We start from the raw sequence: 23,643 nt of genomic DNA, 5'->3' as shown, positions 1-23,643 counted from the left end.
GAGGGGGGGCTCGCTCGCAGCGCTTCTTCGCGCCAAATGAAAAAGCGGAGGGAAAGGGGGTTCCCTCCGCTTGCAAGCGCGACGGATAGCCAGACGAGAGGAGCTTCCGCCGCCGGGTAAGCAGAATCGTGATCGAAAGCCTTGCAATGATCGAGGAACCACAGCTTATCCGCTTGGGATCCGCTCGCTCGATCGCTTCGCTTTCGATGGAAGTTATATTAAGCTAACAATCGTCACGACGCAATACGAGTTAGCCAAGGCATACATTTCCTTCACATCTCAGCCGACCGCGCCCTCCGCCGCCGAACGCCGCCCCGCCCCACGGGGCCGCCCGGCGCGCACGAAAAAAGGGCCGCGCCCCTCTCGGACGCGGCCCTTCCCTGTCGTCACCTGGATCGACGACTTGCAACCTGCGGCGCGGCACAGCGCGACACGGCGCGGCGCCGACAGCGACTACTCGGCCCAGTCGTGAATGACGGCCTCGATGTTGTTGCCTTCGGGGTCGTGCACGAACGCCGCGTAGTAGCCCGGATGGTAATCGCGCGGGCCGGGCGCCCCGTTGTCCGTGCCGCCGGCGGCCAGCGCCGCCTCGTAGAACGCATCCACGGCAGCGGCATCGGCGGCGCGCAGCGCGACATGCGTCGGGACGGCCTCGGCGCCCTCGGGCAGCGGCGCCACCCACACGTCGCCCGGCTCGCCCTCCACCAGAAGCTGCATGCCGCCGGGATACTCGATGCCGCGCGCATACCCCAGCGGGGCGAGCGCGGCCTCGTAAAACGCCTTCGCCTGCTCGACGTCCTTCACCTTGATGCTCACGTGGTCGATCATAGCATGCTCCTTTTCTCTAGCCGTTCTGCGTGCTCAGCTCTTCGAGATTGCCCTCCAACGGCAACGGGCCGTCCATCTCCTCGTCTTCCGCAGCCTCCATGCCGGCAACGTCCTCGTGGCCGGGCAGGATCATGTTCAGCACGATGCCCACCACCGAGCCCACCGCCAGACCCGACAGAGAGATGACGATGCCGCCCACCGGCACCACGATGGCCCCGGCAGCGCTATAGGCGATGCCCAGCGACAGCACCAGGATCAGCGCGGTGATCAGCACGTTGCGGCTCTTCATGAAGTCGACGTGGTTCTCCACGAGGTTGCGGATGCCCACGGCCGAAATCATGCCGTACAGCACGAGCGACACGCCGCCGATGACGCAGGCCGGCATGGCCGCGATGACGGCCGCGAACTTCGGGCAGAACGAGAACGCGATGGCGAAGCAGGCCGCGATGCGGATGACGCGCGGATCGAACACCCTGGTCAGCGCCAGCACACCCGTGTTCTCGCCGTAGGTGGTGTTGGCAGGGGCGCCGAACAGCGACGCGAGGATGGTGGCCAGGCCGTCGCCCAGCAGCGTGCGATGCAGGCCGGGTTCGGCGATGTAGTTGCGGTTGCAGGTCGAGCTGATGGCCGACACGTCGCCGATATGCTCGATCATCGTGGCGAACGCCAGCGGCATGATGGTGATGACGGCCGTGATGGCCAGCCCTGCATCGAAGTTCGCACCGACGATCGAAAACACCGTCTGATCCCAGGCGAACGGCAAGCCGATCCACGCCGCCTCGGCCACGCCCGTAAAGTCCACCTGTCCCGAGACCGCAGCCACGAGGTACGCTCCGATCACGCCCAAGAGGATGGGAATGATCTTGACCATGCCCTTGCCCCAGATGTTGGCGATGACGATGATGGCGATGGCCACCAATGCGATGGGCCAGTTCGTGGACGCGTTCGTGATGGCCGAGCTGGCCAGGATGAGCCCGATGGAGATGACGATGGGCCCGGTGACCACGGGCGGAAAGAAACGCATGACCCGCGTGGCGCCGAACACTTTGAACAGCGCCGACAACACGAGGTACAGAAGGCCCGCGCACGCCACGCCCAGGCAGGCGTACGGCAGCAGATCGGCCTCGCCGTTCGGCGCGATGGCCGCATAGCCCGCGATGAACGCGAACGACGAGCCCAGGAACGCGGGCACTTTGCCCTTCGAGACGAAATGGAACAGCAGCGTGCCCAGGCCCGCGAACAACAGCGTCGCGGAAACGGACAGGCCGGTCAGCGTCGGCACCAGGATGGTGGCGCCGAACATGGCGAACATGTGCTGCAGCCCGAACACCGCCATCTTCGGCTTGCCGAGCTTTCGTGCGTCGTAGATCGCTTCCGGGCTGTCTTGAGCCCCCATCGTCGGCGTCGATTTGCTCTCGCTCACGTGATACCCCTTGTCTGTCGAGCCTTCGGCTGATGGCCCGTCCGACCCCTGGAGCACGCGGACCGACCGGTAGTATTTTGCCACAACACGGCCCGCCGTGCGGCATCAATGCCGACGAGTCCCCTTACTTTTCCCGGGACGGCGTTCCCCCGCCGACTTGCCCGACCGCCCTCCGCCTTGCGAGGAGGTCTTTCCGGTCGAAGGCTTCGGCTTCGGCCGAGCCTTTCCCGGCCCGCTCGGCCGCGCTTTCGACGGCGCCTTGCCCGAGTCGTTCGGCTTCGACTGCGCCTTCGCGCGCACGTCGGCTCTCGTGCGGGCGCCCTTGCCGCTTGCCGCCGGCTTGCGCTCCTTGCCGCCGCCCTCGCCTTGGGGTCTCAGCAGGCATTTCGGGCCATAACCCACCAGATCCATGCGCCCGGCGCGGCGTAGCGCCTCCAGCACCAGATCGCGGTTCTTCGGATCGCGATATTGGATGAGCGCGCGCTGCAGCGCCTTCTCGTGCGGGCTCTTCGGCACGTACACCGGCTGCATGGTGCGCGGATCCACGCCCGTGTAGTACATGGCCGTGGACATCGTGGAGGGCGTGGGATAGAAGTCCTGCACCTGCTCGGGCATGTAGCCGAGATCGCGGCAGTACTCAGCCAGCTCGACGGCCTCGTCCAGCGTGGAGCCCGGATGCGACGACATGAGGTACGGCACCAGGAACTGCTTCATGCCCAGCTGGCGGTTGACCTGCTCGTAGCGCTGCGCGAAGCGCTGGTACACCAGGTTGCGCGGCTTGCCCATCACCGACAGCACGGCATCCGACACGTGCTCGGGCGCCACCTTCAGCTGGCCGCTGACGTGGTGGGCGCACAGCTCGTTCAAGAACGCGTCGCCGTGCTCGCGATCGGCCAGCACGTAGTCGAACCGGATGCCCGAGCGCACGAACACCTTCTTCACGCCCGGCAGCTTGCGCAGCCGGCGCAGCAGACCCAGGTAGTCGGAGTGGTCGGCCCTCAGCTGCTTGCAGGGCTCGGGGTACAGGCAGCGCTTGTGCGGGCACGCGCCCGCCTTCAGCTGCTTGGCGCAGGCGGGCGCGCGGAAGTTCGCCGTGGGGCCGCCCACGTCGTGGATGTAGCCCTTGAAGTCGGGCTCCTCGACGATGGCCCGCGCCTCGTCCACCAGCGAGTCGTGGCTGCGCGTCTGCACGATGCGACCCTGGTGGAACGTGAGCGCGCAGAACGAGCACTCCCCGAAGCAGCCGCGGTTGCTGGTCAGGCTGAACTTCACCTCGCTGATGGCGGGCACGCCGCCGGCCGCCTCGTACATCGGGTGGTACGTGCGCGCGTACGGCAGTCGGTACACGGCGTCCATCTCGCTTTGCGTAAGCGGCGCGGCGGGAGGGTTCTGCACGACGAACTCGTGGTCGGAATACGGCTCCACGAGGCGCTTGCCAGTGAAGGGATCGCTGTTCTCGTACTGCACGGCGAAGCTGCGCGCGTACTCCAGCTTGTCATCCTGCATGGCGGGAAACGACGGCAACGTCACCGCGTCGTACACGTGCTCGAGCGACGCGGCGCGGTACACCGTGCCGTCGATGAACGTGAGGTCCTCGATGGCCAGCCCCGCGTTCAACGCGTCGGCGATCTCGATGATGGAATGCTCCCCCATGCCGTACGACACGAGGTCGGCCCCCGAATCCAGCAGGATGGAGCGCTTCAGCTTGTCCGACCAGTAGTCGTAGTGCGAAAGCCGCCGCAGGCTGGCCTCGATGCCGCCCAGAATGAGCGGAGTCTTCTTGAACGTGCGCCTGATCAGGTTGCCGTACACCACGGCAGCGTGGTTCGGACGCCGGCCCGCCTCACCGCCCGGCGAGTACGCGTCGCTGCGTCGACGCTTCTTCGCCACCGTGTAGTGGTTCACCATCGAGTCCATGTTGCCGGCCGATACGAGGAAGGCCAACCGCGGCTCGCCGAACACGGCGACGCTTTCCGGATCGTTCCAATCGGGCTGCGCGATGACGCCCACCTTGTAGCCGTTCGCCTCCAGCAGACGCGTGATGATGGCCATGCCGAACGAAGGATGATCGACGTAGGCGTCGCCCGACACGTATACGAAATCGACCCGATCCCAGCCGCGTTCGAGCATCTCCTCGCGCGTTACCGGCAGAAACGCCGCTTTCATGGCACCAACCCTCCCGTTTAGTATGCGATTCGAGTCTACCTTAAACGAACGGGCCGTCGAAGCACAACGCTTCGACGGCCCAAAATCGCACAACAACGAGAGGGATTCAGCCCTGCATGGGCGGTTGACCGGCGGGCGGCACATGCGGCGGCTGCTGAGAAGGCGGGCAGCCCGCCGCTCCCGCCAGCTCGAACGGCATGGGGTGTCCTGGCCGCGCCAAGCCGGCACGTCGAACTGACGCGTCCAGTACCCCAGCGCACGCACGATCATCATCTCAACGAACACGTACATGCCCGCGCTCAGAACACCGCACAGGACTGCGAGCACGAGAACGACGCCGCCCGTGGCGAACACGATGGCCCAGACGGCGGCACCGGGATGCGCCGATTGGATGTTCAGGTTGCCGCCAGTCATCGCGAAGCCGACGAACAGTCCGATAAACACGAGAACGAATATGAGGACGGATGCGACGATGCCGATGGCGATGGCCAGCAGGAGGGCCATGCCGAGAATGCGCAGCAAGCCGCCGAAATCGTGACGGATCATGGCCCAGATCTTACCGAACTGGAACCCCGCGGCCAGGCGGCCGTATATGCTCATGCGCATGGAACCCACCCATGAGAACAGCGTCGCGAAAAACGCCGCCGCAATGATGAGCAGCGAGAATACCATCGTCGACAGTCCGACGAACAGAAACACGCCGCCGTGCCTGCCGCCCGACCATGCGGTACCCAGGCCCATGACGCCGCCCCATACCGCTTCCAGCACCCACGGAGCCAGCATGAACACGAAGCCGATGACCATCGCGAAGAAGCCGCGGCTGTACAGCTTGCCGTCCTCGTTGCCGAAGATGCGCTTCGGCATGGGACCGTGCACGTCCCATGCGATGTCGCGCGCCCATCCGTACAGGTAACCCAGCACGACCAGCCAGCCGAAGATGGGCACGAAGCTGAGCAACGACAGCAGAATGAGCTTGCCGAACCACCCCGGCGTGTTCTTGATATCCTGCCAAGCAGCGTTGAAGTAACCGGTTTGCATTAGCGACCTTCTTTTCCGTTTGCGTTTGCCACCACTATAAGCGCGCGTATTCCCCAGAATCCGTTTCGTTGCCATTCCGTCAGTAAGACGAAACCCGCTCTCGAATGCCGTCAGACGTTAAGAGACCCCCAGGATCTGGGGGTCTCTTCTACAAGCATGTTCGACGGTCGTAAGACCAACGAAGCGGAAGTTACTTGAGGGTGACGGCCGCGCCGGCTTCCTCGAGCTTGGCCTTGATCTCCTCGGCCTTCTCCTTGTTCACACCCTCCTGGATGGCCTTCGGAGCGCCCTCGACGGCCTCCTTGGCTTCCTTCAGGCCCAGGCCCGTGATCTCACGGACGACCTTGATGACGGCGATCTTGTTGTCGCCGAAGCCCTCGAGCACGACGTCGAAGTCGGTCTTCTCCTCGGCGGCAGCGCCACCCTCGGCCGGAGCGGCAGCGGCCACGGCCACGGGAGCGGCGGCGGAAACGCCAAACGTCTCCTCGATGTCCTTCACCAGTTCGGACGCCTCGAGCAGGGACATCTCCTTGAGGGCCTCGATGATCTCTTCGCGAGTAACAGCCATGTTAGTTTCCTTTCAAAGTGGCCGGGTCTCCCCGACCGGTATGTGTAACGTTCGGTTTAGGCAGCGTTCATCACGCTGCCAGCACTGCGTTTAAGCAGCTTCCTTCTGATCGGCCACGGCCTTCGTGACCTGAGCGAGACCGCTGGGAACGCCGTTGAGGGCAACAGCGAGGCCGCGGGCGACACCGGAAATGGCGCCGGCGATCTGGGCCAGCAGCTCTTCGCGGGACGGCAGCGACGCGATGGCCTCCACCTGAGCGGCGGACACCTGCTCGCCTTCCATCAGGCCACCCTTGATCTCAAGGTTCTTGTTGGCCTTGGCGAACGTCTTCACGGCCTTGGCGGCCGCGGCGACGTCGTTGCCGGCGAACACGAACGCGCTCGGGCCGGCAAGCATGTCGTCGAGCGTGGGCAGGTTCGACTCCTCCAGGGCGATGTGCATGAGCGTGTTCTTGTACACCTTCAGGCTCGCACCGGATTCGCGAATAGCCGTGCGCAGGGCCTGGATGTCCTTCACGGTAAGACCGCAGTAGTCCACGACCCACATGGCGGAAACGCCATCGAGATCTTCCTTGATCTTGACCAGCGTCTCTTGATTCTTCACGTTGGGCATGTAGTACACCTCCTTCTTTTCAAACTCGGGTTCCGCCCCTCGCGGGTGGGAATCGTCGCTTGAAAACAAGAAACGACCCCCGCCGTCTCGTGACAGCAGGGGTCGTCAAAGCGCGAAACTTATCAGAACCACCTCGGCGGGCCGCATCTCTGCGATTAAACCTTGCGGTGCCAGCTGTCTTGGGCAGCGGAACGAACTAAACAACTTGCTTATTGTACCCCGCCCAAAACGAATGTCAAGCGTTTTCCTTACGCCGCGTCGCCCTTGGCGTCGGCCGTATCCTCGGCCTGCTTCGTGGTTTCCTCGGCCGCCTTCTCGCCGATGTTCGTCTTCGTGTTGCCGATGATCTCCTCGACGGGGCTCGTCGGCTCGGCTTCCACGTACTTGAACGCGATGGCGTCGCCTTCCTTGTACCCGACGATCTCGATGAGGCCGGGCAACGCGAAGTCGTAGATGCCCTTGTCGCCCTCGAGCGTCACGTAGAAGTGCGAGTTGCCTTCCACCACCGCCTGCGCGATGTGGCTGATCGTGCCTTGCGCCTCAAGCGAGCCGGTGCCCACGTTCGAATCGGCCAGCACGCCGTTCGTGGCCAGCAGCGCCTGGTAGGCTTTCTGGCACTCGGCCACCGTGTTGCCCACGGCCACGTTCTGGTAGCGTTGGATGTCCAGCATGGCGAACTGCTTCACCAGTCCCGCGTCGTCCTTGAGCGCCATGAAGTACGTCGGCTGTCCGGACACGTTGATCAACAGCGGGAACGTGGCGCGGTAGCGCAGGTTCTGCACCTGGCCCTCGGCCGACTGCATCGCCGAGTCCTCGGTCGCGCCCGACACCGAGTAGAAGTGCGACTCGGCCGTGCGCTGGTTGATCAGCACGAAGCCCACGATGGAGTTGTCCGCCGTGGCCGAGGTGACGCCCGTGTACACCCACACGTCGTCGTCCTTGGCGATGTAGTTGTACCCCAGGTTGCCGTCGGTGCCCGGCGTGGTCTGCACGACGTTGCGCTGGCCCAGCACGGAGTTCAGCCAGCCGTCCTTGTACTTGCCCGACCAGTTGTACTGCTCAAGCAGCAGGTCGGTGGGATAGGCGTGGTCGACCCATTGCGGCACGTCTTCGATAGCCAGGTCCTGCGTCTCGCCCGTAGTGGCGTCCACCATGACCACGCGCTTGATGGTGGTGCCGCCGAACAGGCCGATGGTGCGCGTCTGCACCGGGCATATCCACCACGGATGGCCGTCGTCGTCGATCTCGAACGACTTCTGGTCGAACATGTAGAACGGATAGCTCAGCTGCACGTGACGGTCGATGTTGCGCACGAGCGGCTCGGACTCCGAGTAGTAGATGGGGCTGTCGCCCAGCTTGACGATCTCGGCGTCCTGCGTGGTCATGTTCACCAGGGCGTACGCCGGGATGCCGCCCTCGCGGTTCGTGAACCACTTAAACAGGTCGGCGTAGCCCAGCGGACTCACGCGCACCGGCGCGCTCTGATAGTTGATCTGGCTGTACAAAGGCGAGATCTCGAACTGGCTGACGTACTCGGGGATGGAGCCCATCTCGCGGTTGCCCAGCAAAATGGCCGAGCTGCGGTCGATGACGGGGATCTCCGAGTAGTTCACCTCTTTGATGTCGTCGGCGAACGTCTCCTCCACCGTCTGCAACACGTTGGCGTACTTCGCCGCGTTGCCCGGGAAGATCGACAGCGACGCCACGGCGCCCAGCACGCCGACGACGGCCACCAGCACCGGCAGGCACGACGCCCACTTGAAGGCCTTCGCCTTGCCCTCGTTCGGCTCGACCTTGCCCGTGCCGTTCTTGTAGCTGTGCGACTTGCTCCAGAACAGCAGGAACAACGGCAGCAGGATGAACACGGCCACGAACATCCACGTGTCGGTCGAGTGGATGTTGATGGGCGGATGGAACCACCAGTAGGCCGCGAGACCCACGAGGATGATGACGATGGCGGCCACGATGAGCGCGCGCTTGCCCCACGAGGCCATGCGGTCGGCGAACGGGATCTCCACGTTCACGTGCGGCGGCTGAGCGCCGCCTCCCCCGCCTCCGGCGCGTCCTGCCCCGCCCGACGGCGCTTCATGGTCGGCATCGAACCGACCGTCCACGTTTACCCCTGATTGTTTGAGCGCTTCGATCAGCGCATCGAATCCGGATGTCTGTTTCACGGCATCCCTTCCCAAGCGTACCGATAGTTAAAGTATCCAGTATACGACAAAGCGCCCGACCGCTCTTCGCAATCGGGCGCCGACGTTACCTCTTCTTTACAAAAGGCTGCGCAGCACGAACGGCAGGATGCCGCCGTGCTGGTAGTAGCGGCCCTCGGTGGGCGTGTCCACGCGGACGGTCGCCCGGAACGTCGTCGTCTGGCCGTCCGCGCGCTCGGCGGTCACGTCCACCACGCGCGGCTCGGGCAGCCCCTGCGAGAAGTCGATGGGCGCCACCGTGTACAGCTCCGAACCGTCCAGTCCCAGGCTCTCGGCGCTCTCGCCCTCTTGGAACTGCAGCGGCAGGATGCCCATGCCGATGAGGTTCGACCGATGGATACGCTCGAAGCTCTCGGCGAACGCGGCGCGGATGCCCAGAAGCGCCGGGCCCTTCGCCGCCCAGTCGCGCGACGAGCCGCTGCCGTACATCTTGCCGGCCACCACCACGAGCGGCGTTTCCGCAGCCTCGTAGTCCATGGCCGCGTCGAACAGCGGGCGCACCTCGCCGGTGGCGAAGTCGCGCGTCCAGCCGCCCTTCTTCCCCTCGGCCAGCTTGTTCTGCAGCTTCACGTTGGCGAAGGTGCCGCGCATCATCACCTCGTGGTTGCCGCGGCGCGCGCCGTAGGTGTTGAAGTCGGCCGGAGCCACGCCGCGCTCCTCCAGGTAGCGGGCCGCGGGCGAGTCGGCGGCAATGGAACCCGCCGGCGAGATGTGGTCGGTGGTGATGAAGTCGCCCAGCAGCGCCAGCGCGCGAGCGGCCTCAACGGGCTTCGGCGCGGAGGGCTCGCGCTCCATGCCGTCGAAGTACGGGGCGCGGCGCACGTAGGTGGACGCGTCGTCCCAGCTGAACGTGTCGCTGGGTTCGCTGCCCAGCGCGGCCCAGGCCGCATCGCCGTCGTACAGGCCGCGCGTGCCCTCCTCGTACAGGGAGCAGTCCACATGCTGGGCCACCAGCGCGGCGATCTCCTCGTCGCTGGGCCAGATGTCGGCCAAGAGCACCGGGGTGCCGTCGGGACGCGTTCCCAGCGCGTCGTGCTCGAGGTCCGCGTCCATGGTGCCCGCCAGCGCGTAGGCGATGACCGCGGCGGGAGCCGCCAGGTAGTTCTGCGACACGTCGGGCGAGATGCGACCCTCGAAGTTGCGGTTGCCCGACAGCACGCTGGCCAGCTCGATGTCCTCGGCCACCTCGTGCAGCTCGTCCAGGATGGGACCCGAGTTGCCGATGCAGCTCATGCAGCCGAAGCCGCACGTGTAGAAGCCCAGCGCCCGCAGCCCGTCCAGCAGCCCGGCGCGCTCCAGCAGAAGCTCGGTGGCCTTGCTGCCCGGAGCCAGCACGCACTTCACCCAAGGCTGGGGCTTGAGGCCGGCGTCGGCAGCCTTCTTCGCAACGAGGCCCGCGGCCAGCATCATCGAGGGGTCGGTAGCCGTCGTGCAGCTGGTCACCGCCGCGATGGCCAGCGCGCCGTGGGTCAGCTCGCACGCTTCGCCGTCGAGATCGACCGCCACGTGCTTGGACAGGTCGAGGCCGCGCTCGTCGCACACGGCGCGGAAGCGCTCCTGCGCCTCGGCCAGCGGGATGCGGTCGTGCGGGCGCGACGGGCCGGCCAGCGAGCGCTCCACGGAGCCCAGGTCGAACTCGATCACCTCGGCGTAGGTGCGCGCGGGCGCGTCCGCGTCGTTCCAGAAGCCCTGCGCCTTGGCGTAGGCTTCCACGAGCGCCACCTGCTGCTCGCTGCGGCCGGTCAGACGCAGGTACGTCAGCGTCTGCTCGTCCACCGGGAACAGCGTGCAGGTGCTGCCGTACTCGGGCGTCATGTTGGAGATGCACGTGCGCTGCGTGGCGCTGAGCGCGTCGAGGCCCGGGCCGAAGCACTCCACGAAGCAGCCCACCACGCCCTTCGCGCGCAGCATCTGCGCGAACGACAGCGCCACGTCCATGGCTGCCACGCCCTCGCCCAGCTCGCCCGTCAGGCGCACGCCCACCACCTTCGGCACGAGCGTGGTGATGGGCTGGCCGAGCGCGGCCGCTTCGGCCTCGATGCCGCCCACGCCCCAGCCCAGCACGCCGATGCCGTTGGCCGTGGGCGTGTGGCTGTCGGTGCCCACCAGCGTGTCGAAGTACGCCGTCGGCGGCTCGCCGGGCGCGCCGTCGGCGGTCATGGTCACGTGGGCGAACTGCTCGATGTTCAGCTGGTGGCAGATGCCCGCTCCGGGGGGCACGATGCGCACGTTCTCGAACGATTCCTGCGACCACTTCAAGAAGTCGTAGCGCTCCTTGTTGCGCGAGAACTCCAGCTCCATGTTCTGCGCGAGCGCGCCCGCGCAGCCGGCGACGTCGGCGATGACCGAATGGTCGATCACGAGGTCGCAGGGAATCTGCGGGTTGATCTTCGTCGGGTCGCCGCCCAGCTGAGCGCAGGCCTCGCGCATCACGGCGAAGTCCACGAACACGGGCACGCCCGTGAAATCCTGGAACAGCACGCGCGCCGGCGAGAACTCGATCTCGCTGCCCACGACGCCCGCGCGCCCCGCTTCCACGATGCGCGCGGCCAGCTCCTCGGCCGCCTCCGGCGTTTCGGCGTTGCGCAGCACGTTCTCCAGCAGCACCGTCAGCGAGTACGGCAGCTGCTCCGAGCCGGCGACGGCCGAGACCGGATAGTAGGCGTACGTCGTGCCGTTCACGTTCAGCGTCGAAGCGAATCGGCTGTTCTCTTGGCTCATAGGTTCTCCTTACTCCAACGTTTTAGAATGCCGCGATCAGGGCATCGGTGAATTCCGTGCAGCTTGCCGCCGGCTTGGACGAGCCGGTGGCCTTGCGAATGTCGGCGGTCAGGTGCGCGCCCTCCGCGTACACGGCGCGCACCGCGCGGCGGATGCGCTCGGCCGCCTCCGCTTCGCCCAGATGGTCGAGCATCATGGCCGCCGACAGTATCTGGGCGGTGGGGTTGGCCTTGTCTTGCCCCGCGATGTCGGGCGCCGAGCCGTGCACCGCTTCGAACACGGCGTACTCGTCGCCGATGTTCGCGCCCGGCGCGATGCCGAGGCCTCCCACGAGACCTGCGGCCAGGTCGCTGGCGATATCTCCGTAGAGGTTCGGGAACACGACCACGTCGAACAGCGCAGGATCCATAACCATGTTCATGCAGAACGCGTCGACGATGCGCTCTTCGAACGCCGCATCTTCGGCGCGCTCTGCGGCAACCTCGCGCGCCGCGCGCAAAAACAAGCCGTCGGTATGCTTCATGATGTTCGCCTTGTGCACGGCGGTCACCTTGCGGCGTCCGTGCCTGCGCGCGTAGTCGAACGCGAAACGCACGATCCGTTCGGACGCCGCCTTCGAGATCGGCTTGACGGAGATGCCGGAATCGGGACGGATAGCGCCCGCGCCCTCTTCCTCGCACAGCGCGATCAGCTTGCGGGCGCCCTCGGAGCCCTCTTCAAACTCGATGCCCGCGTACAGGTCTTCGGAGTTCTCGCGCACGATGACGATATCCACGCCGTCGTAGCGGCCGCCCGCCCCCGGAATGGACAGGACGGGGCGCAGGCACGCGTACAGACCGAGTTCCCGGCGCAACGCCACGTTCACGCTGCGGAATCCCGTGCCCACCGGCGTGGCGACGGGTCCCTTGATGGCCACCTTGTTCCGCTTGACCGCTTCGATGGTAGAAGCAGGCAGCGGCGTGCCGTGCTCCTCCACGAGATGCGCCCCCGCCTCGGCCACATCCCAAACGATATCGGCGCCGCTGGCCTCCACCACCCGTTGCATGGCGGCCGACGTCTCCGGGCCGATGCCGTCACCGGGTACGAGGGCCACGGTATGCGATGCCATGTTCTCTCCTTCTGCAATTGTTCGAACGATGCCCCTTTGCGCCGCCTTCTGGGCCGACGCGACGAAACGAGCCCGGAAGGCTCGTCGGAATGCCGTGCGCTAGTTCTGCACGTTGTCGATGATTTGCTGCGCACGGCGCTTGAGCGGCCCTTTGCCGTTGGAGGCGTCGAAGGCCATGCGCGCGCCCAGCTCTTTCTTTACGGAAGGTGCCAGCTTGCCCGCCGAGAAGTCGATAACCGACACCAGCATATCCTGGAACTCCAGGTCGCCATGGTAGCACTGGATAGCCTCGTCGATGAGAGGCCACACACGCTCAGAACGGTTCTCCGTCGTAGCGCCCAGCTTGCAGAGGAACCGCATGGCTGCCAAACGCACCGGCCCGCTCTCCTCGTCGAACAACGCGGTTTCGGCTCCGGGAACCGCTTTGTCGCACGTGCGGGAATCGTGGTCGACCATCGTGGTGAGGATATCGAGGCACTCCCAGCGCGTCTGGGCTTCGGGGCGATTCAGCGCGTCGATGACGGCAGCGCCGAACGGGATCATCAAATCGGGATGATCCTTGGCAAAGAAGGAGAGCGCCGCTGCTGCGTTCTGGCGCTCGCGCCTCGACGGACCCGACAGCGCACCCACCAGCTGCTTGAACTTGCGTTCGTTTCCGAATGCCTCTTCGGCGATGTTCCTGGCTCCCTGTGTCTTTTCGCTCACCGCTCGCTCCTCGTCCTCATGTGGGAAAATGTATAGTATTCTCCCTTTCCATTATACCCTCGGCCACCAAGCGCCCCCGCAGCAAGCGCAGAATTAACATGAGCGAAACCGATAGGCGGCAGCCGAAAACCCGGCAATACGACTGAGCGGACGCAAGCGTGGTCGAATGCGAAAGCGGCAGCCCGAAAGGGCCGCCGCTCAAAGCAGTGTGCGTGTCAGTCGAGGTTATTCCGGCAGCTCGCTGGCCTTGTTGTCGCCCGACTGGAGCTTGCCGATGCCCTCGTCGTACTTCGACTTGATATCCTGGATGCGCTGATCGTACGTGGAATAGTCGAAGGGCTGTTCCTCGGTGGCGCTGTCGATTTCCGTATACAGGTCGATATAGGAGTTCAGCGCGTCCTTGAGATCGGCCGTGCCGTCGACGTACTCCTTCTGGATATCCTTGAGGGCGTCGGGGACGTTGAGGTTGCTCAGGTCGTCGATAGCCTTGAACGCGTTGTCGGCCTGCGTGCGCATGCCCACCACGTCGCCGCGCGATACCGCATCGGTAAAGCTCTCCAGACGGCTCTTCAGGTCGTCCATAGTTTGGTTGACCTGAGTCATGTACTGACGGTTCTCGGATTGCTGTTGCGCGGCCGCCGTATCCTGCTGCGCGCATCCGCCCAGAGCCGCCACCATCAAGACGCCTGCGAACATGGCGACCAGCACCTTGGCGAATCTCGTATGTTTCATGTCGTACCTGCTCTCTTGCATCGAATCATCGTTGAACTATCGTAGCGGTTCGCCCGCCGTCGCGCCGGGGATGCGACGCGTTCGTATCGGAACGGTTTCCGGGTCCGCAACCTAGCTTGCCGGCTTGTCCGTCGTGCCTCCGGGGTCGGGCGTCGGCGTGGGAGTGGGCGTCGGATCGGGATCCGGCTTCGGCGTCGGATCGGGGGTTGGAGTAGGAGTCGGATCGGGCGTGGGCGTGGGCGTCGGCGTGGGAGTAGGCGTCGGCGTCGGCGTCGGCGTCGGCGCAGGATCGTCCTTGCCCTTGTCGGCGTCCTTGTCCTCGGCGTCCTTCTTCTTCTCGTCATCCTTCTCGTCGTCGGTGTTCGACGAGCTAGCGGACCCTCCCACATGGTAGGTCGGATCGGAGAAGTTCTTGTACGTGGGATCGGCCGCCTGCGGGAACTGCTCGGTCGGCTGGCCGTCGAGCACCGCGCTCATGAAGCGGCTGAAGACGTCGTCCGCACCCGTGCTGGTAGGGATGGTCACCTGGTTGCTGGGATCGCCGAACCAAATGGCGGTGGCCAGCTGCGGCGTGATGCCGCAGAACGTGATGTCCTTGTAGCTTTCGCTCGTACCCGTCTTCGCCGCGACCACCTGGCCGTTCGGCAGAGCGGCCTTCTGTCCGGTGCCCTCGGAGGTGTTCACCACGCTCTTCATGACCTCGGTGGCCGCGTGGGCGACTTCAGGCGATATGACCTGTTCGCGATGCGTCTTCGAAAGCGAGGTGTCGGGCGTGGTGTTGTCGACGATCACCTCGCCCTTCGAGTTGGTGATGGTGAGGACGGGCGTTGGATCAATGCGCACGCCGCCGTTCGCAATGACAGCGTAGGCGCTGGCCATGTCGAGCATCGTGACGTTCGACTGGCCCAGCGTGAGCGACGGGTTCGCGCTGAGCGCGGAGGTGATGCCCATGTCCTTGGCGACCTTGATCACCTTGTCGATGCCCACGGCCATCTCAAGGCGAACGAAGCCCGTGTTGGACGACACGGCGAACGCGCGCTGAATGGAACGGGTGCCGTAGTTGTAGTTGTTGATGTTCTCCAGCGGAGGGATGGTGGAGCCGTACTCGGTATTGGGAATAGTGGCCGGCGACGAGCAGTCCACCATCGTCTGCGGGCTGATGCCCGCTTCGAGCGCTGCGATGAGCGTGAACACCTTGAACGAGGAGCCGGACGGACGGCCCGGATTGGGAACGCCGCGCTCGCCCGTGGCCAGGTTCAGCTTCTGAGTAGCCCACTCGTCGTCCTCGCCGCCCACCATGGCCTTGATGTAGCCCGTTTCGGGCTCGATGGCCACAAGCGCACCGTAGATCGCCGGATTGAGACTCTCCCGCTTCTCCTTGATGGCGGCCTCGGCGGCCTCCTGGGAGTCGACGTCCAGCGTGGTCTGGATGGTCAGGCCGCCTTTGAACAGCTCATCGTCGGAATAACGATAGTCGCCGTCGGGATCCATGAGCAGGTCGCGCACGTAGCTGCTGAAGTAAGGATACTTCTCCAGGCCATCCACCGTGGTCTCGGTCGTGTTGAGCACGATGCCCTCCGCCTGGGCGGCATCGTGCTCTTCCTGGGTGATGTAGCCGTTCGTCAGCATGCGATCCAGCACGAGGTTGCGACGCGCGAGGCAGTTGTCCTCATGGTCGATGGGATTGTTGTACGTCGGCGACTGCGGAATGCCGATGAGCGCGGCCGCCTCGGCCAGCGTGAGCTCGCTTGCATGCTTCGAGAAGTAGCGCTGCGACGCGGCTTCGATGCCGTAGGCGCCGGAACCGTAGTTGATGGTATTGAGGTACATGAGCAGGATTTCGTCTTTGGAGTACTGTTCCTCCAACTTGACGGAGAGATACATCTCGCGCACCTTGCGCTTGAACGAGATATCGTTCATCTCGTCGGCCAGGATAGTGTTGCGCACGAGCTGCTGCGTGATGGTGGACGCGCCCTCCTTGCCGGAACCGGTGAGGTTCACGTACACCGCGCGCGCGATGCCCGCGAGGTCGAAACCGCCGTGTTCGTAGAAGCGCTCGTCCTCGGTAGCCACGGAGCCCTCGCGCACGTACTCGCTGATCTGGTCGAGCTCGACGGGGTCGCGGTACTCGACCTGGAAGCGGGCGAGCTCCGTACCGTCCGACGCCAGCATGATCGACGGCAGCGACGAGTTGAGCTGGCCGGCATCGGGCACGTCGTAGTCCTCAAGGTCGCCGATCCACGACGAACCGAGGGCGTAGACGCCTGAGAAGCCGGCGACGATCACGGCCAAAAAGACCGTGAACACCGCAAGGAAGCCGATGGAAGGATGCTTTTTCTTGATCCCCGGCCTATTCTTTATAGAACGTGAAGCCACGTGTCACCTCCAAAAAACTCCGCCCATTGTAACATCGGGGCACAGGCCCCCATGAATCAACACAAGTTCGTTGGAAAAAGGTCACACGGGAAAACGCCCGGTCGGGAGCTCAAAACGTGGTTGATGCAAGCAGGGTGCAGCGCTTTTTTCTCGGGCGCGGGAGCCCGCTTGCGGTCCGTTGCGCGCGTGCCGCGCCGATTCGAGACGCTCGCAGCGTGCGATCGGCGCGGCGAAGGACGCTCGGGCCTCAGGCGGTGCCCCCGCGCCAAAAGGCGCTGCGCTTATCCCGCAAGCACCGCCTCGTCGGCCGCGAGGGCGTCTTTCGCAAGCGCCAGCTGCGCGCGCACGGCCGCGTGCCCGGTGCCGCCCTCGGTGGTGCGGGCCGCCACGATGCTCTCCAGATCGAGCGAGGCCGTGATGTCCTCCTCGAACAGGTCGCTTTCGGCTTTGAAGTCGGCCAGCGTCAAGTCGTCCAAGTCGCAGCCGCGCTGCTCGCATACCAGCACGAGGTGCCCCACCACCTCGTGGGCGCGCCTGAACGGCATCCCCTTCTTAGCCAGGTAGTCGGCCACGTCGGTGGCCGCCAGGTAGCCCTTCTTCGCCTGCGCCGTCATGGCCTCGGGCACCACGCGCATCGTCTCGATCATGCCGGCCGCGCACACGAGGCAATCCTCCAGCGTCTTGGCCGCGTCGATGGCGCCTTCCTTGTCCTCTTGCAAGTCCTTGTTGTAAGCCAGCGGCAGCGCTTTCATGGTGACCAGCAGCGCCACGAGGTCGCCTACCACGCGGCCCGTCTTGCCGCGGATAAGTTCGGCGAAATCGGGGTTCTTCTTCTGCGGCATGATGGACGATCCCGTGGAAAACGCGTCGGACAGCTCGATGAACCCGAACTCCGAGCTGGACCACAGCACGATCTCCTCGCACAGCCGCGACAGGTGCATGCACGACACGCTGCACGCGTACGACAGGTCCAGCAGGAAGTCGCGGTCGGACACGGCGTCCAGCGAGTTCGGGATCACCCGCGAGAAGCCCAGCTCGGCCGCCGCCATCTGCCGATCGAGCGGGTACGTGGTGCCCGCGAGCGCCGCCGAACCCAGCGGGCTCGCGTCGGCCGCCGTGCGCGCGGCCGCCAGGCGCTCGAAGTCGCGCGCGAGCATCCACACGTAGGCCAGCATATGGTGCGAGAACAGCACCGGCTGGGCGTGCTGCAGATGGGTGTAGCCGGGCAGGACGACGTCGAAGTGCGCCTCGGCCTGCCGGACGAGCGCCTGGCGCAGCGCCACGTTCGCCGCCATGAGGTCCTCGCAGCGCTGCTTGGCGAACAGGCGCGTGTCGGTGGCCACCTGGTCGTTGCGGCTGCGGCCGGTGTGCAGGCGCGCGCCGGCGTCGCCGATGTCGGCGATGAGCGCGCGCTCCACCGACATGTGGATGTCCTCGTCGTTGATGTCGAACGCGAAGTCGCCCGCCTCGATGCGCGCCTTCACGCGGTCGAGCCCCTCGACGATGGCCTCCGCATCGGCGGGCTCGATGACGCCCGCCGACGCCAGCATGCGCGCGTGCGCCTGCGACCCGGCTATGTCCTGCGCGTACAGCGCCTTGTCAACCGGCAGCGACGCGCCGAAGCGTTGGGTGAACTCGCTCACGTTCTCGGTGAATCTGCCCGACCACAAAGCCATGACGTCCCCCTTAAGCCTTCTCGGCAGCGCCCTGCAGGGCCGCTTCCGCTTCTTCGACGACCGCCGCGTTCTCAGCCTCGGCCACCTGCTTCCACACCGGCGTCACGTCCTCGTACGCACCCTTCGTCAACGGTCCGACCTTCTTCTGCGCGTCGAACAGCTCGGCCGGCGCGCCCTCCTGCCGACGGTTCGAGGCCCACGTCTTGGCAGAGAGCGTTTGCAGCTGGATGAAGCCCTTGGCCGCCGCGTGGTCGAACGAGTCGTCCTTGTCGTAGGTGGCCAGCGCGTAATCGTACAGGGAGTAGGCGCTCTTGCGGCCCACCACGGTGCAGGAGCCCTTGTAGAACTTGAGCTTCACCGTGCCGGCCACACAGCGCTGCGTGGAGGCGAGGAACGCGTCGACGGCTTCCTTGAGCGGCGAGAACCACTGGCCGTTGTACACGCACTTCGCCCACTCCTGCTCCATGCCCAGCTTGAAGTGCAGCACCTCGCGCTCCAGCACCAGGTCTTCCAGCGCCTTGTGAGCCTGGATGAGCGACAGCGCGCCCGGCACCTCGTAGCACTCGCGGCTCTTCACGCCCACCAGCCGGTTCTCGATCATGTCGATGCGGCCGTAGCCGTGCTTGCCGGCGATCTCGTTCAGCGCGTAGATGATACCGAGGAAGCTCTTCTGGCTCCCGTCGATGGCGTACGGCAGACCGCGTGCGAACTCGAGCTCCACGTACTGCGGCTCGTCGGGAGCTTCGGTGGGATCGACCGTCATCGTGTAGATGTCCGTCGGCGGCTCCATCCAGGGATCCTCCAGGACGCCGCACTCGATGGCCCGGCCCCACAGGTTATCGTCGATGGAGTACGGCGACTTCTTCGTGGTGGGAACCTCGATGCCGTGCGCCTGAGCCCATTCCATCTCCTCGGAGCGGGTGTGCAGATCCCATTCGCGCACCGGGGCGATAATCTCGATGTCCGGATCAAGCATGAGGATGCTCGCCTCGAAGCGCACCTGGTCGTTGCCTTTGCCCGTGCAGCCGTGCGCGATGTACTTCGCGCCGAACTTGTGCGCCGCGTCCACAAGGTGCTTGGAGATCAGCGGCCGGGACAGCGCGGACACGAGCGGGTACTTGTTCTCGTACAGGGCGTTGGCGGCCAGCGCCTTGGACAGGAAGTCCTGGGCGAACACGTCGCGCATGTCCACGACCAGGCATTCCACGGCGCCGGTTTTCAACGCCTTCTGCTTGATCTTCTCAAGGCCCTCATGCTCCTGTCCCACGTCGCCGACCACGGCGATAACGTCGAGGTTCTTCTCCTCCTGGAGCCACTTGATGCACACGGACGTATCCAGTCCGCCGGAATACGCCAGTACCGCTTTGTCCTTCTGCTGGGTTTGCTGAGTCTGCTGCTGAGCCATGGTAGGGTCCTTCCCCCGTGTTCGGTTGTCGTCGGGATGCCCGGTCATGGTGCGGCTGCGAAGGCGCCTCCCCCAGCGCTCGCCGGACGGTAGGGGTATGCGCGCGCCCATCGCGGTTCTCACCGCGCAAGGCTGTCGTCGTGCGCACCACGGCTTTTCGTGGTGACAGGCATCAGAGCCGGGCGGCTCGGACGCTGTTGCTTGTACTAAGCGTGGGGATGAGTGCAGGGAGAAAAGCGTCCCCGCCAAGAAATATAGTCGACGACTAGCGTCGTCGCAGTCGGTCGATGGCGCGCTCGACTTCGACGGCAGCCTCAGGGCTCTCCGCCGCGATCATGATCGTGTTGTCGCCGGCCACCGTGCCGAGTGCTCCGCGCAGGCTGGCCTTGTCGAGCGCAGCAGAGACGCCGGCTGCTCCGCCGGAGAACGTCTTCACTACGACCATGTTGCCTGCCACGTGCACCTCTTCAACCAATTCGGATACCATGCGCTGGAGCCGCATTTCCTCAGGGAGAACGTAATAGCCCTCACGAGACTTCACCAGACCCATGTCCATGATGTCGCGGGAGATCGTGGCTTGAGTGCATTCGTAGCCAGCGACCTGCAGCTGATTGGCGAGATCGCGCTGCGTCTTGACATTATGTTCGCGAATGATGTCGCGAATGATGTCGTGCCGTTGTTGACGTTTTCTCATGCCCTCGATACTCTCTGTTCCCGTTCAAGAACGATCACATACGGTTCCGATCACAAGTACCTTCGCGGGGTATGCAGAATTGCGCAAGACCCGACGAAAATATGCATTAAATAGTACCCTATCCGTGAGCGTTCCGACCCCAGAATTTCAAAAAGTGCAGAAAGATTTTCGACGAACGTCCTTGCAGTCGTTATCCTGAACGAGCGCAGCGACCCTGTCATCCTGAGCAAGTCGAAGGATCCCGCAAGGTGCCAACCGTGAGACTTCCTGCTGTCGCCGCTCGGGATCCTTCGACTCCGCGCTTCGCGCCTCGCCCAGGATGACAGCCTACGGCGCCTCGCTCAGGATGACAGCCGCCCTTTCAGAACAACAGCGCCGCAAGCTTCTGCACCAGCACGTCCACGTCCTCCTTCGAACACACCAGCGGAGGCAGGAAGCGCAGCGTGCGCGGGCCGGTGAAGTTGAGCAGGAGGCCCTCGTCCAGGCCGGCCAGCACCACGTCGGGGGCGCTCACGCCCTCGGCGAGGTCGCAGGCCACCATGAGCCCCAGGCCGCGCACCTCTTCCACTTGCGGCAGCGCCGCCAGCTTCTCGCGCAGGTACGCGCCCGTGCGCTCGGCGTTGCCGGCGGCGTCCTCGGCCGCCAGCGCCCGCACGGTGGCCTCGGCCGCCGCGACGGCCAGGCAGCTGCCCCCGAAGGTGGAGCCGTGGTCGCCTGGATCGAACGACGCCGCCACCTGGGCGCGCGCAGCGCACATGCCCATGGGGAAGCCCGAGGCGATGCCCTTGGCAATGGTCACCACGTCGGGCGTGACGCCGAAGTGCTGGAACCCGAAGGGATACGTGCCGCAGCGGTACATGCCGCATTGGATCTCGTCGCACATGAACAGCGCGCCGCGCTCGGCGGTAAGGCGACGCACCGCGGCCAGGAACTCGGACTCGCACGGATGCACGCCGCTCTCGCCCTGCACGCATTCCACCATGACGGCGCAGATGCCGTCGCCCTGCGAGGCGAACAGCGACTCGAGCGCCTTGATATCGTTGATGGGCGTGCGGACGAAGCCGTCGGGCAGGGGCTGGAACGCCTCCTGCTTGGCGGGCTGTGCCGTAGCGGCCAGCGTGGCCAGCGTGCGCCCGTGGAAGCTGGCGTCGAGCGTGACGATGAGGCGCGGCGCGGCGGCTGCGGCGGCGCGCACGCCGTCCTCGTCGGCGCCGGCGGCCTCGGCCGCAGCCATCGCGCGCTTCTTGGCGTGCAGTCGCGCCAGCTTGAAGGCGCATTCGTTCGCCTCGGCGCCCGAGTTCGCGAAGAAGCTCTGCCACGGCTCGCGCTCGGCCTCGTCGACGCACTCGTTCAGCAAGTCGGATACGAGGTGCGCCACCTCGCCGCGATGCTCGATGTAGTAGTAGTTGCTCACATGGACGAGCGTGCTCGCCTGCTCCTCGATAGCCGACACGAGCGCCGGATGGCAGTGGCCCAGGCTCACGGCGCCCACGCCCGACACGAAGTCGAGGTACGTGCGGCCTTCCGAATCCTCCACCTGCATGCCGCGCCCGCGCACGAGCTCCACCGGCTTGCGGGCGTACGTGCCCATCACGTATGCGGATTCAAGCTGCTGTTCCTCGATGAAACCCATGGTCGTCCTTCTTTCGCTCGCTTAGAAGATCTTGTTGTTCGGCGTCGCGCTGGCAGCATGCTGGCGATTCTCCAGCAACTTGGAGGCGAAGTTGCCCAAAGGATGGGTGTCGAACGTGCACGACTCCTCCGTGGAGTGCATCGTGGTGCCCACGCCGGTGCTGGTCAGAAGCTCCAGCAGCAGCGAGTGCGGGGTGATGCCGTTGATGATGTGCGCGCGGAACACGCCCGAATCCAGCGCGTGGATGCACGACTTCAGCTTCGGGATCATGCCGGTGGACACGATGTTGTTCTCCACCATGTACTGCGCCTCGAACAGCGTGAGGTTCGAGATGAGCGAGTCCTTGTTCTCGAAGTTCTCGTACAGGCCGTCCACATCGGTGAGGAACACCACCTTGTGCGCGCCGATAGCGGCCGCGATGTGGCCCGCCACCATGTCGGCGTTCACGTTGTAGAAGCCGCCGTCCTCGCCCAGCGCCACCGACGCCACGACGGGGATGTAATCGCCGGCAACGAGGTCGTCCAGAAGCGGGCTGTTGATGCGCGTGATGCGGCCCACGCGTCCCAGCTCCGGGCTGGCCTGCTCGGCCACGATGACGCCCGCGTCGGCGCCGCTGACGCCCACGGCGAAGTTGCCGTGCTCGTTGAGGGCCTCCACCAGCTCCTGGTTCACCTTACCCATTAGCACGGTGCGCACGAGGTCCATGGCCTCGGGCGTGGTGACGCGCTGACCGTCCTTGAACTCCACGGGAAGCTGCAGGAAATCCATGGCCTCGGTGATGGCCTTGCCGCCGCCATGCACGATGACGGGATTCACGCCGACGATCTTCAGCAGCACGATGTCGTTCATCACGTCGGCGCGCAGCTGCTCGTCCACCATGGCCGAGCCGCCGTACTTGATGACGACGGTCTTGCCGGTGATGTTCTTGATCCAGGGAAGCGCTTCGACCAGCACCTCCGCCGCTTTGTTCGCTACGCCCTTCGGGCGGGTGTCCTTCGCGTACTTCATGAGCGATAGTCTCCGTTGATCGTGATGTACTCGTGTGTGAAATCGCATGTCCAAACCGTGGTCCTCGCCTCGCCTGCGCCGAGGTCGACGTCGATGACGATCTCGGGCTGCTCGAAACGGCGCAGCGCCTCGTCCTCGTCGAACGCTTGCGCAAGCCCGCCGCGGCACACCGGCAGACCCATGATGTCGATGGACGCATCCTCCTGGCGGAAGACCGCGCCCGACTTGCCGATGGCCGCCGCGATGCGGCCCCAGTTCGCGTCGCGGCCGCAGACGGCCGTCTTCACGAGCGGCGAGTTCGCCACGGCGCGCGCGGCCAGGTCGGCGTCGGTGTCGTTGGCAGCACCGGTCACATGCACGGTGACCAGGCGCGTGGCCCCTTCCCCGTCAGCCGCCATCATGCGGGCCAGCGTCTCGCACACCTCGACGAGCGCCGCCTGGAAGCGGGCGAAGGCCGGGCCGTCCGGATCGAACGCGCTTGCGCCCGCAGGTGCTGCGGCGCCGCTGGCGAAGAGGAAGCAGGAATCGTTCGTCGACGTGTCGGAATCCACCGTCACCTTGTTGAAGCTGCGATTCACGGCGTGCACGAGCGCCCTGTGCAAGGCGGGCGCGGACACCGGCGCGTCGGTGGTGAGGACGGCGATCGTCGTGGCCATGGTCGGCATGATCATGCCCGAGCCCTTCGACATGCCGCCCACCGTGGACGGGGAGGCGTCGTAGGCGGTGCCGTCGCGCGG

Annotated in this window: 17 protein-coding genes; all 17 read right to left on the bottom strand. The window is 65.2% G+C overall.

Translation table 11 applies throughout. The annotated features are described in order from the left end of the window. Positions 1-453 precede the first annotated feature (453 nt). A complete protein-coding gene (locus tag ACMO6A_RS11200; protein ID WP_009305026.1) occupies positions 454-828 on the bottom strand; it encodes a VOC family protein in 375 nt (124 codons plus the stop codon). Positions 829-844: 16 nt separating this feature from the next. Continuing rightward, positions 845-2,251, bottom strand: a complete 1,407-nt coding sequence (locus ACMO6A_RS11195) for a uracil-xanthine permease family protein (RefSeq protein WP_009305027.1) — start codon at positions 2,249-2,251, stop codon at positions 845-847. A 105-nt stretch (positions 2,252-2,356) separates the two neighbouring features. Next, complete coding sequence (locus tag ACMO6A_RS11190; RefSeq protein ID WP_418471277.1) at positions 2,357-5,455, bottom strand: YgiQ family radical SAM protein; 3,099 nt, start codon at positions 5,453-5,455, stop codon at positions 2,357-2,359. Between the two features lie 190 nt (positions 5,456-5,645). After that, positions 5,646-6,023, bottom strand: a complete 378-nt coding sequence (rplL, locus tag ACMO6A_RS11185; protein WP_009305030.1) for a 50S ribosomal protein L7/L12 — start codon at positions 6,021-6,023, stop codon at positions 5,646-5,648. A 90-nt stretch (positions 6,024-6,113) separates the two neighbouring features. After that, positions 6,114-6,635 (bottom strand): 50S ribosomal protein L10, encoded by a 522-nt coding sequence (rplJ, locus tag ACMO6A_RS11180; protein WP_009305031.1) that lies wholly within the window; start codon positions 6,633-6,635, stop codon positions 6,114-6,116. A gap of 248 nt (positions 6,636-6,883) precedes the next feature. Beyond that, complete coding sequence (locus ACMO6A_RS11175; RefSeq protein ID WP_009305032.1) at positions 6,884-8,809, bottom strand: hypothetical protein; 1,926 nt, start codon at positions 8,807-8,809, stop codon at positions 6,884-6,886. Positions 8,810-8,905: 96 nt separating this feature from the next. Continuing rightward, positions 8,906-11,569 (bottom strand): aconitate hydratase AcnA, encoded by a 2,664-nt coding sequence (acnA, locus tag ACMO6A_RS11170; RefSeq protein ID WP_009608710.1) that lies wholly within the window; start codon positions 11,567-11,569, stop codon positions 8,906-8,908. A 22-nt stretch (positions 11,570-11,591) separates the two neighbouring features. Beyond that, positions 11,592-12,677 carry an isocitrate/isopropylmalate dehydrogenase family protein gene (locus ACMO6A_RS11165; protein ID WP_009608769.1) on the bottom strand — a complete coding sequence of 362 codons (1,086 nt, stop codon included), beginning with the start codon at positions 12,675-12,677 and terminating at the stop codon, positions 11,592-11,594. Between the two features lie 99 nt (positions 12,678-12,776). Further along, positions 12,777-13,382, bottom strand: a complete 606-nt coding sequence (locus ACMO6A_RS11160; protein WP_009305035.1) for a hypothetical protein — start codon at positions 13,380-13,382, stop codon at positions 12,777-12,779. A gap of 225 nt (positions 13,383-13,607) precedes the next feature. Then, a complete protein-coding gene (locus ACMO6A_RS11155) occupies positions 13,608-14,114 on the bottom strand; it encodes a hypothetical protein (protein ID WP_035577226.1) in 507 nt (168 codons plus the stop codon). Positions 14,115-14,225: 111 nt separating this feature from the next. Next, a complete protein-coding gene (locus ACMO6A_RS11150; protein WP_418471276.1) occupies positions 14,226-16,490 on the bottom strand; it encodes a transglycosylase domain-containing protein in 2,265 nt (754 codons plus the stop codon). A gap of 281 nt (positions 16,491-16,771) precedes the next feature. After that, complete coding sequence (gene argH, locus ACMO6A_RS11145) at positions 16,772-18,166, bottom strand: argininosuccinate lyase (RefSeq protein ID WP_009608754.1); 1,395 nt, start codon at positions 18,164-18,166, stop codon at positions 16,772-16,774. Positions 18,167-18,176: 10 nt separating this feature from the next. Then, on the bottom strand, positions 18,177-19,571 hold the full coding sequence (locus ACMO6A_RS11140) for an argininosuccinate synthase (protein ID WP_009608767.1): 1,395 nt from the start codon (positions 19,569-19,571) through the stop codon (positions 18,177-18,179). Between the two features lie 265 nt (positions 19,572-19,836). Continuing rightward, positions 19,837-20,265, bottom strand: a complete 429-nt coding sequence (locus ACMO6A_RS11135; protein WP_418471275.1) for an arginine repressor — start codon at positions 20,263-20,265, stop codon at positions 19,837-19,839. Between the two features lie 361 nt (positions 20,266-20,626). Continuing rightward, positions 20,627-21,898 (bottom strand): aminotransferase class III-fold pyridoxal phosphate-dependent enzyme, encoded by a 1,272-nt coding sequence (locus ACMO6A_RS11130; protein ID WP_009608736.1) that lies wholly within the window; start codon positions 21,896-21,898, stop codon positions 20,627-20,629. A gap of 21 nt (positions 21,899-21,919) precedes the next feature. Beyond that, positions 21,920-22,906 (bottom strand): acetylglutamate kinase, encoded by a 987-nt coding sequence (gene argB, locus ACMO6A_RS11125; protein WP_009305043.1) that lies wholly within the window; start codon positions 22,904-22,906, stop codon positions 21,920-21,922. After that, positions 22,903-23,643: bifunctional ornithine acetyltransferase/N-acetylglutamate synthase (locus ACMO6A_RS11120; protein ID WP_418471274.1), on the bottom strand; the 741-nt coding region annotated here is incomplete at its 5' end. The genes ACMO6A_RS11120 and argB, both read right to left, overlap by 4 nt.

It is taken from the genome of Eggerthella sp. (assembly GCF_048329335.1).
In the GTDB taxonomy this organism is placed as follows: domain Bacteria; phylum Actinomycetota; class Coriobacteriia; order Coriobacteriales; family Eggerthellaceae; genus Eggerthella; species Eggerthella lenta.
This window is presented reverse-complemented; position numbering and strand designations above follow the sequence as displayed.

Coding starts and splice junctions, on each gene's coding strand:
- rplL (WP_009305030.1), bottom strand. CDS start 6,023: ATGGCTGTTACTCGCGAAGAGATCATCGAGGCCCTCAAGGAGATGTCC.
- argH (WP_009608754.1), bottom strand. CDS start 18,166: ATGGCTTTGTGGTCGGGCAGATTCACCGAGAACGTGAGCGAGTTCACC.
- acnA (WP_009608710.1), bottom strand. CDS start 11,569: ATGAGCCAAGAGAACAGCCGATTCGCTTCGACGCTGAACGTGAACGGC.
- argB (WP_009305043.1), bottom strand. CDS start 22,906: ATGAAGTACGCGAAGGACACCCGCCCGAAGGGCGTAGCGAACAAAGCG.
- ACMO6A_RS11130 (WP_009608736.1), bottom strand. CDS start 21,898: ATGGGTTTCATCGAGGAACAGCAGCTTGAATCCGCATACGTGATGGGC.
- ACMO6A_RS11155 (WP_035577226.1), bottom strand. CDS start 14,114: ATGAAACATACGAGATTCGCCAAGGTGCTGGTCGCCATGTTCGCAGGC.
- ACMO6A_RS11200 (WP_009305026.1), bottom strand. CDS start 828: ATGATCGACCACGTGAGCATCAAGGTGAAGGACGTCGAGCAGGCGAAG.
- rplJ (WP_009305031.1), bottom strand. CDS start 6,635: ATGCCCAACGTGAAGAATCAAGAGACGCTGGTCAAGATCAAGGAAGAT.
- ACMO6A_RS11135 (WP_418471275.1), bottom strand. CDS start 20,265: ATGAGAAAACGTCAACAACGGCACGACATCATTCGCGACATCATTCGC.
- ACMO6A_RS11165 (WP_009608769.1), bottom strand. CDS start 12,677: ATGGCATCGCATACCGTGGCCCTCGTACCCGGTGACGGCATCGGCCCG.
- ACMO6A_RS11140 (WP_009608767.1), bottom strand. CDS start 19,571: ATGGCTCAGCAGCAGACTCAGCAAACCCAGCAGAAGGACAAAGCGGTA.
- ACMO6A_RS11190 (WP_418471277.1), bottom strand. CDS start 5,455: ATGCAAACCGGTTACTTCAACGCTGCTTGGCAGGATATCAAGAACACG.